This window comes from Bacillus cereus group sp. N31, from assembly GCF_016483245.1.
GTDB lineage: Bacteria > Bacillota > Bacilli > Bacillales > Bacillaceae_G > Bacillus_A > Bacillus_A toyonensis.
In genome coordinates this window covers 1-12,031 of record NZ_JAEHCH010000052.1, presented here as the reverse complement: position 1 = coordinate 12,031, position 12,031 = coordinate 1, and the positions used below count along the sequence as shown (strand labels likewise).

The following is a 12,031-nucleotide window of genomic DNA, read 5'->3' as shown; positions in this document are numbered from 1 at the left end:
GTTTTATATTTATTTTATATAAAAACCTGATTAATCAACTGTTAAATATAAAATGAATTCATTAAATATTAATTTTATATTTAAATTATATCTAATTGATATTTAATTAAGGTTAATCCCGTTCAAAACCTTGTAATTACTCTACTTTTAAGGTATAATATATTTATTAAATATAAATAAAAAATAAATTTTATAGAGGTGATGTATAATGAAGAATTCAAAAGGAAAAACTCTTCATATAGACATTGAAGGCGATATTGGGAACGATTCTTTTAAAGGTTACATTAATGGTGAATACATAAAAATGAAAAACGTATATCAAAGCGTTTACTCAATGCCAAATGTAACAGAAACAAACACTCAAAAAAATGTGATTAATCTAGTAGACAATATGTTTGTAAATATTGCTAGTAAATCAATTAGAAGATCTGGTATGTACTTTATTGGTAATCGAGCGATGCTAACAGGGAAGAACCCAAAAAACATGAACATTAAAGTAGGTCAAAAATATAACGATGATTTGCCGTTAATTAATATGCTAGGACTAATTGCAAATAAATCCGTTCAGCTTGAGTGGGAAAGAACTGAACAACTACCACAATCAATTAATGTGACTGTTGATCTTATTTCAGCTATTCCAGCAAGCCAATGGACACCAGTAAATGCAAAACACCTAGAGCAACGTTTTACTAATTCAAATCATGTTGTAGTTGTTTATGTAGGGGAAGAACAAGTAACAGTCAGCTTAGCATTTAACAGTGCAAACATTACCCAGGAAGGCGTTCCTCCTTTATATGCAATCCTTGAAGGCGAAGAAGATATGTTTAGTGACTTTATTAAACTATATAAAGACAAACTTGGGGTAGAGACAGTTGAAAAATCCTTCTTTAAGAACAAAAAAATCTTACATAGCGACATTGGAGATGGAACAACTGAGTATATATACACAGTTGGTGTAAATCCAGTCATTGATGCTTGTAGCGGAGAAAGACGTGGAGTTGGGCATGCTACAGAAGAAGCTGTTAAGCTATTAAACCAAGAACGTGGAACAAACATTAAACGCCAACAATTCTCACAAATCCTTCAAGATCCAGATCATAAATACTATGAAGAAGCAACTGGGTACTTTAATATTACAAAAGTAGAACAAGCTGAACTTATCTTAGAAGATACAAGTGAAAAGTATGTAAACAATACCGCTAGTGAAGCTGAAATTTTATGTGTATACGGTGGGGGAAGTGTTACTTTTAAAGATGAGTTATATAATCAACTATTAGAGTATTGTGAGCAAGTTGGTATGTACTTATTATGGATACCAGAAAAATATGCTGTAGATATGAATGCTAGAGGGATGCAAGTAATCAAGAAGATTCTTACTCGAAAAAAGGTGAGATAATATGGCTGACAAGAAAAGAGAATCTTTCTTTTGGAATCTCAAAAAAATTGAGAATGAAGAGTTCTTTAAATGGTTTGAATCTCAAGGAAATATAGCAGATTCATTATATAAACTTGTCTGTTACTTTATTGATAAACATGGTTTACAAGATGTTGGTGATTATAAGATTCAACAACAAATGCAAAGAGAGATCTTACTTCAAGATAAAGATTTTTTAAATGAGGTTAAACGGGTCCTATTGAATGATTCAAAACTCATTATCAAAAATGATGATCAAAACATCCCTAATGAGATTAAATCTTCTAATGAAGTAATTGGAACTTCTGAAGAGAAGCCCGATAATGAAGACGAAAAAAAAGAAGACGTTTCTAAATCTGAAACAAATGTTTTGAATGATGAATATGATGATCTTGATACGGCAAGTTTATTTGGTAATTAGTATGTAAATACTCTAAAAAAAGAGTCCTAGAAATAGGACTCTTTTTTTAGGTTTAATTTTCAACTTACATCTTATCAATGATTAACTGTCGTTTATACCATTGATTTAATTTGCTTCTTGCCGTACTAGAGAGACGTTTTGTTTTTTTATTATAAAATCTAGAAAGAGTAGGCTGCGATATACCTATCTCTACTGAAAGTTCTCGCATAGTTATATTCTTTTTCATATGCACAAACTCTATTTTCTCTCTAATTACTTGTTCATTTTCAGTTGTATCTAATGGTTTTTCTACAATTTTTATTGGCTGATTTTCCTCATGTATTGTATCAATTGTTTTCTTTTTTGCTAAGTTTTCCATTGAACTAATTAGTTCTTTTGGCGGCAATATTACTATTCCTAACTGTGAATAATAGTTTTTAAACCAATTCTTTTTTGTTAGTTTTTCTTCTTCTAAACCATTATCATATTCCCAATGAGAAATTACCTCTTCTTTTTCTAGATCCATAAGAACATTTTCTAATTGTTCGCGAATACGATTCGGTTTTTGTTTCTGGTTTATCCCCATAACTGCTAACAAACCTTTATCTCCACCTATGGAATAAGGTCTTTGTAAACTAGAAAACATTTGACGTATTCTCCATTGCCATGTCAAATATCGAATTAACCTTTTATGATATTTATGTCTATAACTATTATATTCAAGTGCCTTTTTTGATAATAATGCGGTAGTACTATTAGATCCATATAAATATCCAGATAAGAAACTTCCTGGTTTGATTCGGCACGATTCTATTCCCATGTATTCGTTTGTGTTTTTATCTCTCCATAAAACTACAGAATCTAATACGAATAGTCTTTTAATTACCTCACGTTTTACTTCATAATGCTTACCTGTTTCAGCACGATCATTTAATACGACTACTTCATTGTCATCATTTAGATATATAAAAATACTTGCTAGGGCCGCAATCCGCTTCGCTACTTTAATTTTATCTTCTACCCTGTAGTATTCAACACCATTTGCCTTAGCCTTTGAAATACTGCACATCTCTAAAACTTGTTCATATGAAAAATCAATAAATTCATCAGGCGATTTTGCTTCATTCAACCATTGAATCGTGATGCTATCTAAACAATCTGCAGTTAGATCATCCATATTACTCATTACACCATCTACTAATGTATTCCATCTTGCTGCCTCTTCAATATTCGTTAATTTTAGATCTTCATCTTTATGAGAGGAAAGCTGTGCCACTCCATTACTATCTTTTGTTTCAATAGGATATGATTTTAACCGTGTGTTTTCATCTTCTTCAAATTGATTTTTAGCTATTCCATCCCTCAACTTATAATACACTGCGGAGTTATTTACTTCTAAATAGTTTTCATTCAATGTACTTGCATTTGATTCACTTGTTGCTGTATGCACTTTATTACTAACTGTCTGATTTTTACGAAACTCTTGTTCAATAAAGACACCTATTGTCTCATCAATGATTAATCTATATTCATCGATATTTCTATATATATCAAGAGGAGAAACACCTTTTCTTTGTTGTTGCTCTAGCCACTGTACGAGCATTGAAAATGATGGAGAAAGGTATTCTGAAGTCACAATTTTACTTTTATCTGCTTCAACCTCAACATAATAGGACACCCATTTTTGCCACAATTGCTCATCTTTTTTATACAATTGTTCCGTTATTGATAGTGCATCTCTAAACAATTGTAGAACGTCATCCATATAAATTCTGCTCCTTATATACATTTAGTTATTCTTAATCTGAACTTGAAAATAATTAGCTATATGATGTTCCTTTTTATAAAAACTAGAAATGAAGTCAGAATATTCCCATTCCTGTTTCGTTGTTAACATGTTAAAGGCTCTAGTTTGCATACTTATAGCCCGCTCTGTAACTGATTATACAAGACTCAATCAATTTGTAAAATCCAAAGGGATAAAATGGGGCATCTTTTTTCAAAACGATTAAATTTTATTTTTGCTTTCTCTAATAAAACCTCAAAAATGTTAATATATGTTATGTATAGTTAAAATTCACTTTATAAAAAGGGGGAATATTATGACTGATACAAATGAACCTTCAGGAGTCAATTTTAAAAAAGATGTGAAGTTTTCTATTATAATACCTGCTCACAATGAAGAAAAGTACATTAGAAAATGTTTAGATTCAATTGCAAAGGCATCAGAAGCATATAAAGATCAAATTGAAGTCATAGTTGTTTTAAATCGTTGCACAGATAAAACAGAGGAAATAGCAAAATCTTATAATTGTATTACATTAAAAAATAACGATAAAAATTTGTCTAAAATCCGAAATGCAGGGGCTAAAATAGCTAGTGGAGAAATAATCATTACTATAGATGCTGATACTCAAATGGCAGAGTCTATGTTATCTAATGTAGATAAATATTTAGCTTCAGGTAAATACATTGGTGGTGGGGTAACTGGGAAGTTTGAAAGAATATCTTTAGGAATATTCTTTTCCGCAATTTTAATAATAATCCCCTTACTTTTTAAGTATGGAGCTATATCTGTCGGGATTTTTTGGTGCTATAAAAAAGACTTTATGGAAATCAACGGATTTAATGAAAACATGCTTATGACAGAAGATGCAGATTTCGCTAAACGGTTAAAAGAATGGGGAAAGCAAAATAATAAGAAATTCGGTACAATTAAAAATGGAATGATCACTTCATGCAGAAGATTTGATACATATGGAGACTGGGCTTTACTTAAAAATCCAAAAGTAATCTTAGCCTACCTAAAAGGAAATGATAAAAAATACGCAGATAAAACATATTATGATAACCAGGAAAGATAACCTTGAGAATCCCTAAACAAATCATCATTAAATGAACTAGTAAACAGGATTGATAAAATTCAATACAGAAAATATAGGTAGAAAATTCAGGACAACTTTTATATTATATAACGCACTAACACCATACATTTTCATGGCAAAGGAATGCAAGTATAATAATCTATACTGCATTCCTTTATTGTAATTGTATGTCCACTATATTTTTATTCTTCCTTTTCTAAAGTTAAAAAACTAATATCCAAATTTCTTGTTTTTCACCTCTTTCTGGATCCGCTCCATTGTAATAAAAACTCTTCATTAAGTGTCCAAGCTATTAGCTATCCCTCCTAAACAATAATAATTTTTAAAATAGTAATCCCAAATGTTAAAAAAAATTAAATCTTTACAAGAGAAAACAACTTGGATAAAAACAGGTTGTTTTCTTTTATAAGGAAGAACAAAGAAAGAGTGGAAAAGCAATACACAAACGTGAAAATCACATGGAGTAACCGATAAAAGTGAATATTCTGACAATTTAATCACTAAGGGTTTTCGTTTACTCTTTCTTTATTGTTATGAGTTTAACATTATAAATAACATAAATCAACAAAAAAATAACAAAATTCTTATATTTTCGACATTTTATTCGCCTTGCTCTAATTTCACCTTAAAAACATAGTTACTCTAGCTTGAAAATAAAGTTTAATCGTTTTATGCCTAATATTCAAAAGGGGAACTACGCTTAACAAGTCTTGTTTAGTGCTTTTATTTTTCGATTACTTCGAACATCCCAAACTCATGATCATGAAAATTTATAGCCATATCATGTCCCTTTTTAACAAAACATGAAACAAAAATAACATTATGTGTCCCTTTTTTATTAACTCGAAAAATTTTTTCTAAAAGTGCTTAAAGCTTGATATATAAGCATTTCTATTACAGCAATATTATTAGTTATGAAAATTTATAGCTATATGATGTCCCTTTCTTTTTAGATAAAAAGCCCATTAACCCTTTCATATTAAGGATTTACACGTTTCTAACTCTATTTTCATGTATTTATGCAACATGAAAACTCATAGCTATATAATGTTCCTTTTTTTAACCGAACATGAAAACTCACCTAGCTAATTCATGTCCCTTTTTCAATTGAAAAATTACAGATAAAGCCCATTAACATCACTATTTAAAGAGTTTTTCCTATTTAATTCATAATTATTAATATGAAAATTTATAGCCATATCATGTCCCTTTTTATTTTTTAAAAATCGATATAATTGTTGATTTAATCATGCTTATAAGGTTTTTTTTCTATTTTTCATCTTTTCTACCAATATGAAAATCTATAGCTATATCATGTCCATAAAAAAAAAAAAACGAATCCTGAAACCCCTTGATACACAAGGGATTAAAGGGCGTTTCATCTTTTCATTTTTTCTCTTAAAGGGACACATTTCATCAAATTTCGATTTGATATAATCAAAATTGATATATTTTATAGTTTTTGGTATTTATTTCAAGATTTATAGGTAGGAGGTGAAAAAGATGGGAAAATCATTTATTATTCGTAATCAACGTAGTCTAAATGGACAATCCACAAATGCAGTTTTAGTAACACTGAAGTCTTGGCAAAAACTTGTTGAAACTTTCGAAGAGAAATACTACAGCTATAAAGATACATACCTTGAGGATATTGTTGATCATATGACATACGAAGAGCGTATTGCTGATGTGGATGGCTTCGTTGCACAGGCTAAACCATCTTTTTCACGTCGTACACTATCTGCTATTTCGGAAACAATGGGAAGAAAGCATAAATTATATGGCATTACAAACGCAGATCTGGAGGTCTTCTTATATCTACATAAAAAATGTTACACAAATGGAGTCATTCCAAATGTAACAATACATATGATGTGGGAAGATTACAAACTGTATAAAGAAGAATTTACTTACATACAGCATTCTCAATTCTATATTGCATTAAAGAAATTAAGTATACATAACATTATTTCGATTGAAAATGAATTAGATGGCCGATATACAATTAAATTAACTCATTTTATGAATGAAGAAACTGAAAAGGCCAATGCATATGTTTATATTAGCCCAGTGGTATTTACAAAGGCTTTCTTTGAGTTATCAATTGCATCTAAGAAACTCTTCTTAGATATTGCAATGCAACAGCACAGTGAAACTACACTAAAACGTTCCTTAGACAAACAAGATGAAAGAGGGAATAGAACTCATTTTGGTGGGATGTACCGCTTCTTACATAAAAAATACCCACATCAGATACGTGCGGTTATAACAGAGTTAACAACTGCATTACCATGTACAGGGACTCCACTATTTAAAATTTGTAAATTACAAAAAGGGGTTAAGAATAAAAAAAGATATACAACTCTATATCTATCCTTACATACGGATTTCTTATGTACAAAAGAAATCGGAGAAGTACAGTATCGTGATCCATTCACACCAAAGCTTACTTATGCTCGTAAAGCTCGTTTTATCGAATCCGTACTACAAGAGATGAGTATTGGAGAATTTACACAAGACATGAACAAATTTATTCATGTGCTAAAACATACATGCAATCGACAAATTCGAAGTGTAATCCATAGCTTACGTGACATGATAGATCGTAATGAAGAATATCCAAGCAAGTTAGTATATACACTGAAGAAATTATTAAATCAAACATCACAATATAAAATTCTTGATACAGCTGCTAAAGAAGGTATCTATCCGCTTATTACACAGCATGTTCCAAAAGAACAAAAAGAACAAGCTGTATTTGATTTCGGATTGCATTTCTCTATGTACTCTCTGCGAAACATCAAAAAGTTGTTCCGCAAAACGTATGAATTACTAAACTCTAAATTTGCTGTACCTGTTACAGAGGAATCGTATCACCGCAACTATCTAAAGTATCAAGAAGAAACGTTGTTTAGAAAGTACGCCTATGAACAAGGTACAAACCTAAACGCTTATATGGCTTTAGAAATTGAAATACGTGAACTCTTAAAAGCAAGAGGGCATAAAGAGCGTATTATTCCTAGTGATGTTCGTGAATTGTTCATTGAAAAGATAGATAGATTACCGAAAGAAAAGCTTCGTGTTATTGAAGTACCAGATAGCTTCAATTTAATTACATTTATGCGTGCCTTTGAACAGTTAATACGCGCTGGTATCCAAGTAACAACAGCTGAGCAAGTACTGACAGCAATGAAAGCGAACTAATCATCATCAGCTCTCTATTTTTGAAAAAATTCAAGATAGAGGGCTATTCGTGTTGATCCGTTTATTTAAAAGAAATTTACTCCTTCTTCACAATAAGTAGCTTTACTCGATTCTATTCATAATAGGGTCTTTTTTTATGCAATCATATACAAAAATAGTATGGTACTTATCTCAATTTCCACACATACTTTCATAAAAAGACGTTATGAGTTGTCTAAATACATTCAAATACCTACAAGAAATCATAAGAAATAAATTAAATTTCGTGGATAAGTAGATAAATAACACATAATGTGAGTAATTTAGTGCAATTATCATTGATATAAATAGCTTATACGCCTTCATCTATCAAAAATCATCAATATTCATGTGAGTTACGTGCTTAATATGGATTATGTTGATTAATTAACACATAATGTGAATCTTTTGTGGGTAACTATAATCAAATTGTGGAGATTCCGTGAATTCATATGAAATTTCACGATTGAATAAATATGTTTAATAATGTATTAATTTGTTTCATTTTTTATGTAGAAATACTAAGTTTCGTTTATGATTATTTGTAGTTTTTAGAGCTTAATATGGTTTGTTTTTCTACTGTAAAATTCTACTATTTATGATTTTTTACGATATGTAATGTTAAAAGGCTTTGTTACAGTAAGGATATACGTACATTTCTCAGTCCTATATAAGTTTTATCTTTATATTTTAAATATATATAAGATATATATTTATATTAGATTTTATTAACTAATATTCATAAACAAACTGATATAGTATAACGATAAACAATAATTATAGAAAAACTAACAAAACTATAGTGTTCATTAAATACCATTGTGTGTTCAAAAATAAATCTATAACTATCCTCACAGTTATTTTTTAAGGCTATAGCAACATGTCAGAGAATTTAAGATTCCTGTCAAACGTCATTCCAAAATAGGAATGACGTATTTTTTTAGGGACAAATTCGAAAACTTATATCATTATCATATGTATTTAGTGTATCTAGAATTCTATATGGATGGTGAAGACATATGAATCAATATCAAATGCTGTATAGTACACCTTATCTGTATTCTTCTCGAACATTGAATCAAATGTACAAAGCTACTAAAAATGAAGAAAACGTATGTGCTATACAAGAACACATGCGACGACATGAAGTATACCTGGACCGACAATACCAAGGGTATTATTATTTAAGTCAAAAAATCGAAGAGGATCTATATGGTGATGAACTGGCTGTCTCCTGGAATCAGCTATTAGATGAATATCAACTTTTTAAGGATGGTAAAGGGAATTTATCCATTAAACCAAAAGGATGGGGTTAATATGACTCTCATTGGAGAGCTAGGGATTGTGTATGGAGTGACGGGAGCTTCAGTTTTAGGAATACAATTGCTGAAGAAGAAAGGTTTTTATCTTCCAGGTTGGTTGCTACGTGCGGGTCTTAAATGCCTACTAATTGGAAGCGTTTGGTACGTTCTAATGGATATTCTAGATGTGTTTCTACGCTAGCATTACATCTGGTAGTTGAAAATGATTATAATAGCGCATTTTAAACAGCTTTTTCTAAGCTTCCATACAGGCTCAACTACCTTAAGGAGGTATGGAGGGAATGTTGTCACTTTTATTAATCCCAGCAACGTTTATAACTGTAGCTTATTTTTACCAAAGTAATGGACCGAATGATAAGAAAAAAATTGCAACGTTTTTTGAAATTACAAAGGTATGTGTTCAGCATAAAGGTGAATTACAATATCCCATTTTTATAAAAGAAATTAAAGATGATATAAGTATGAATTATGTTTACAAGTTACCACTTGGTGTACCTAGTCAACTAATCCAAAAGTTAGCTGAAGTATTAGAAGAAGGTCTATATAAACCTGTTAAAATATCGTTTCATCAAAGAGAGCTTCATATTCGAGTATTTAGCCAAAGAATACCTGAAATGTGGAATTGGTCTAAGGATCTATTAAAAGAGCATACATGGAGAGTTATGGTGGGGAAAGCGTTAGATAAATATATATATCATGATTTTGAGAAAACACCGCATATGTGTGTAAGTGGAATGACTCGTTTTGGAAAGACAGTATTCTTAAAAAATGTGATGACTAGTTTAATTTTACAACAATCTCAACACGTGAAATTTTTTATTATTGATTTGAAAGAAGGGTTAGAGTTTAGCCCTTACAAAGAGTTATCCCAAGTTGTAGAAGTCGCTGAAAACCCGAAACAGGCATTAGAAATGTTGGGAAGAGTACGTGAAAAGATGGTAAAACAGATTGAAATGATGAAGAAGTCCTATTTTACCAATATCATAGACACATCAATTAGAGAACGTTGCTTCATCATAGTAGATGAAGGAGCAAATCTTTGTCCCACACAAGGATTACCTAAAAAACAACGTGATGTATTATTTTTGTGCCAGGAGATGTTATCTGAAATTGCAAGGATCGGAGGTGGTTTAGGATTCCGGCTCATATTTTGTACGCAATATCCAACCTCTGATACACTACCAAGGCAAATTAAACAAAATGCTGATGCGAAAATAGGCTTTCGATTACCAACGGCGGTCGCTTCACAAGTTGCTTTGGATGAACCAGGTCTTGAAGATTTACCTTCTCTTCCAGGAAGAGCATTATTTAAAACTGATCGTACAGAAGAAATTCAGGTACCTTTTTTAAAGGATACAGATATGTGGGAGTTACTAAAGCAATATAAGGTGGTGAAACAAAATGAGGCATCAAACACTCAAACAGAAAGCGAGACAAATCGAGATTTTATCCACTTTGAGTAAGTTGGATTTTTTAACTAGGAGGCAATTACAAGCCATCCACTGTCTAGGTAGTATTCGAAATGCAAATCGTGTATTAAAGGATATGCACCCGTATTGTCACATTACAAAAATGGCTCGTGAACACGTATATTATTTAAATAAAAAGGGACGGGATTTATTAGGAATTACAAAAGAAGTAAAGAAAAGTAGTCAATTACAGCACATATTAATGCGAAACGAAAGCTGGATGTGGCTTGGATTTCCAGAATGGAAAACAGAAAGACCTATCGAGTTTTCAATTAATGGTCAACGGTATCAGATTATTCCTGATGCAACGTATTTTGAGGATAATGTTCCCTATTTTGTTGAAATAGATCGTATGCAACATATGAAGGCAAACGAACATAAAATACAGTTATATGGCCATATAACAGATATCTACAAAAGACAGAATGCTATTGTTCCAGTAATTAATTTTTTTACATTATCAGACTATCGACAATCAAAGTTAGAGCAATATGCTATAAACCGAAATGTGTTTATGAGAACATTTGTAATGGAAGATATATTTTAGTTGTTTTAAGCATTTATGTCCCAAAAATCATGATAATCAATACGTTTATCAAATTTCCTTAGTGTTTTAATGATTTTAGTTGCGGATGTTAAGGTAGGAATTCGATCCTTCTTATTTGCTAAATCACTTATTAAAGATTTACTTAATCCGGTTCGTTGTACTAACCATTGTTGTTTAATCCCTCTACGGTCTAAATATTCACCAAATGGAGTTCTTTTTTTTCCTAACCCAAACATCGGAATCCCCCCTAATTAAGCTTGTGGTAATAATAACTTGTCCAAATTTCCATAAATCTAAACTTTTGTTCATAAATATGGAATTATAATTTTAAATAAAGCATAGAATAATATAAAGAAAATCTAAAAAATGTGTAATATTTTTGAAGAATGTAGCATTCATAGTAATAGCTACAAGTTGCTGATACACTATCCTAATGGCAACTTGTTGCAAAGGGTATTCCTATAAATTTAAAAGTTTGAACCTATTGACACACAAGGGTTTAGGCTTTTTTTATTTATGGAGCAATGAAAACAAGTTTAATAAATTAAGAGATATCATATTGTTGAGTCGTCGAATATTGAAGAATTAAATTAATAATTTCACGTATCATAATGATAATAAAAAAATATATTCTAAAATGAGAGATTGCGCAAAGCAAAAACAATATAAAGAACTTTATGAAATAGTAAAACAAGAAAAAAACAAAATAATTTTCAATCAAAAGAAGATAAACAATTTCTAATATGGCATGAAGCAATTGCTATATTTGAGG

The 12,031-nt window shown here is 30.6% G+C and carries 10 protein-coding genes and 1 pseudogene; 9 read left to right on the top strand and 2 right to left on the bottom strand.

Features of this window, described 5'->3' with window-relative positions; translation table 11 throughout:
* The first annotated feature begins 208 nt into the window (after positions 1–208).
* Both JDS81_RS29370 and JDS81_RS29365 read left to right on the top strand, forming a co-directional pair.
* Positions 209–1,396 (top strand): ParM/StbA family protein, encoded by a 1,188-nt coding sequence (locus JDS81_RS29370; RefSeq protein ID WP_199688673.1) that lies wholly within the window; start codon positions 209–211, stop codon positions 1,394–1,396.
* A 1-nt stretch (position 1,397) separates the two neighbouring features.
* Entirely contained in the window at positions 1,398–1,835 is a 438-nt protein-coding gene (locus tag JDS81_RS29365) for a hypothetical protein (RefSeq protein ID WP_098145323.1), read from the top strand.
* A 64-nt stretch (positions 1,836–1,899) separates the two neighbouring features.
* Here the strand turns inward: JDS81_RS29365 and JDS81_RS29360 are convergent, their stop codons facing one another.
* Entirely contained in the window at positions 1,900–3,579 is a 1,680-nt protein-coding gene (locus JDS81_RS29360) for a helix-turn-helix domain-containing protein (RefSeq protein WP_199688672.1), read from the bottom strand.
* 337 nt (positions 3,580–3,916) lie between these two features.
* Between JDS81_RS29360 and JDS81_RS29355 the strand changes: the two genes are divergently transcribed.
* From JDS81_RS29355 to JDS81_RS29330, 6 genes are all read left to right on the top strand, one after another.
* Complete coding sequence (locus JDS81_RS29355) at positions 3,917–4,678, top strand: glycosyltransferase (protein ID WP_098145321.1); 762 nt, start codon at positions 3,917–3,919, stop codon at positions 4,676–4,678.
* Between the two features lie 1,524 nt (positions 4,679–6,202).
* Positions 6,203–7,903 (top strand): hypothetical protein, encoded by a 1,701-nt coding sequence (locus JDS81_RS29350; protein WP_098145320.1) that lies wholly within the window; start codon positions 6,203–6,205, stop codon positions 7,901–7,903.
* A 1,037-nt stretch (positions 7,904–8,940) separates the two neighbouring features.
* Complete coding sequence (locus tag JDS81_RS29345; RefSeq protein WP_097953412.1) at positions 8,941–9,237, top strand: hypothetical protein; 297 nt, start codon at positions 8,941–8,943, stop codon at positions 9,235–9,237.
* A gap of 1 nt (position 9,238) precedes the next feature.
* Positions 9,239–9,424, top strand: a complete 186-nt coding sequence (locus JDS81_RS29340; protein ID WP_097953411.1) for a hypothetical protein — start codon at positions 9,239–9,241, stop codon at positions 9,422–9,424.
* Between the two features lie 100 nt (positions 9,425–9,524).
* Entirely contained in the window at positions 9,525–10,706 is a 1,182-nt protein-coding gene (locus JDS81_RS29335; protein ID WP_098158134.1) for an FtsK/SpoIIIE domain-containing protein, read from the top strand.
* Positions 10,645–11,259: a replication-relaxation family protein gene (locus tag JDS81_RS29330; protein ID WP_001216350.1), complete on the top strand. Its 615-nt coding sequence runs from the start codon at positions 10,645–10,647 to the stop codon at positions 11,257–11,259. The genes JDS81_RS29335 and JDS81_RS29330 overlap by 62 nt, the downstream gene beginning before the upstream one ends.
* Positions 11,260–11,264: 5 nt before the next feature.
* On the opposite strand, the gene JDS81_RS29325 is transcribed toward JDS81_RS29330, so the two are convergent.
* Positions 11,265–11,495: a helix-turn-helix domain-containing protein gene (locus JDS81_RS29325; RefSeq protein WP_000467336.1), complete on the bottom strand. Its 231-nt coding sequence runs from the start codon at positions 11,493–11,495 to the stop codon at positions 11,265–11,267.
* Positions 11,496–11,896: 401 nt separating this feature from the next.
* On the opposite strand from JDS81_RS29325, the pseudogene JDS81_RS29320 reads away from it, so the two are divergent.
* Positions 11,897–12,031 (top strand): annotated as a pseudogene (locus tag JDS81_RS29320) (transcriptional regulator); the annotation flags it as partial.

Coding starts and splice junctions, on each gene's coding strand:
- JDS81_RS29370 (WP_199688673.1), top strand. CDS start 209: ATGAAGAATTCAAAAGGAAAAACTCTTCATATAGACATTGAAGGCGAT.
- JDS81_RS29360 (WP_199688672.1), bottom strand. CDS start 3,579: ATGGATGACGTTCTACAATTGTTTAGAGATGCACTATCAATAACGGAA.
- JDS81_RS29335 (WP_098158134.1), top strand. CDS start 9,525: ATGTTGTCACTTTTATTAATCCCAGCAACGTTTATAACTGTAGCTTAT.
- JDS81_RS29330 (WP_001216350.1), top strand. CDS start 10,645: ATGAGGCATCAAACACTCAAACAGAAAGCGAGACAAATCGAGATTTTA.
- JDS81_RS29365 (WP_098145323.1), top strand. CDS start 1,398: ATGGCTGACAAGAAAAGAGAATCTTTCTTTTGGAATCTCAAAAAAATT.
- JDS81_RS29340 (WP_097953411.1), top strand. CDS start 9,239: ATGACTCTCATTGGAGAGCTAGGGATTGTGTATGGAGTGACGGGAGCT.
- JDS81_RS29355 (WP_098145321.1), top strand. CDS start 3,917: ATGACTGATACAAATGAACCTTCAGGAGTCAATTTTAAAAAAGATGTG.
- JDS81_RS29350 (WP_098145320.1), top strand. CDS start 6,203: ATGGGAAAATCATTTATTATTCGTAATCAACGTAGTCTAAATGGACAA.
- JDS81_RS29345 (WP_097953412.1), top strand. CDS start 8,941: ATGAATCAATATCAAATGCTGTATAGTACACCTTATCTGTATTCTTCT.
- JDS81_RS29325 (WP_000467336.1), bottom strand. CDS start 11,495: ATGTTTGGGTTAGGAAAAAAAAGAACTCCATTTGGTGAATATTTAGAC.